1 protein-coding gene and 1 pseudogene are annotated in these 919 nt (G+C 69.4%); both read left to right on the plus strand.

All coding sequences use genetic code 11. From position 1 onward, the window contains the following. A partial coding sequence (locus EOA24_RS39530; RefSeq protein WP_189354662.1) for a YcjX family protein occupies positions 1-596 on the plus strand: 596 nt, incomplete at its 5' end. Next, positions 593-919, plus strand: a pseudogene (locus tag EOA24_RS39535) (TIGR01620 family protein); the annotation flags it as partial. The gene EOA24_RS39530 and the pseudogene EOA24_RS39535, both read left to right, overlap by 4 nt.

Below are 919 nucleotides of genomic sequence, written 5' to 3' on the forward strand. Positions count from 1 at the left end.
GCATTGAGCGCCTGCATGGCGTCGATCAGCACGATCTGGAACGCGCCGTCACCGAGATCCTGTCCTGCTTCCGGCCCGGACGCGGCAACTTCCTCACCGATTTCTTCTCGCGCCGCATCGACCGCATCCTGGTCGCCGCGACCAAGGCGGACCATCTGCACCACGAAAGCCACGACCGGCTGCAGGCGATCGTGCGCCGGCTGACCGACCGAGCCGTGGCGCGGGCGAATTTCAGCGGCGCCGCCGTCGATGTCGTTGCCATGGCCGCGGTCCGCTCGACCCGCGAGGGCACGGTGAAGCAAGGCCGCGAGACGCTGCCGGTGATCATCGGCACGCCGCTGAAGGGCGAGACGATCAACGGCGAGACCTTCGACGGAAAGACCGAGACCGCCATATTCCCGGGCGATTTGCCGGAAAAGGTCGATGCCGTGTTCGACAGGTCCGCATCATCGCTCGACAGCGCCGAGCCGGCGATCCGCTTCGTGCGTTTCCGCCCACCGAAGCTCGAGCGTACCGCCGAAGGCGTCACGCTGTCCTTGCCGCATATCCGGCTCGACCGCGCGCTGCAGTTCCTGATCGGAGATCATCTGGCATGACCGCGCCCCGCAAACCGGCGGCCTTCCGCATCGAGCCCGAGACCGAGCCGAAGTCGCAAGTCAGCCGCGTCGCCGCGGAGCAGCCGGCGCGCAGGCCGCGCGCCGCGCGGGCCGACGTGGCGGTCGTGATCCCCTCGGAGGTCGACGTTTTCGACGAGCCGGATATCGAGGCCCCGCCCCCGCCACCGGCGACAGCGCCGCGAAAGCGTTCGCTGCTGGCGCGGCTGTTCTTCGGCGCACTCGGCGTGCTCGTCTCGCTGGCGGTCGGCCTGTGGGCGGACCAGCTGATCCGCGACCTGTTCGCGCGCGCCGAATGGCTGGGC

It is taken from the genome of Mesorhizobium sp. M2A.F.Ca.ET.039.01.1.1, from assembly GCF_003998035.1.
Taxonomy (GTDB): domain Bacteria; phylum Pseudomonadota; class Alphaproteobacteria; order Rhizobiales; family Rhizobiaceae; genus Mesorhizobium.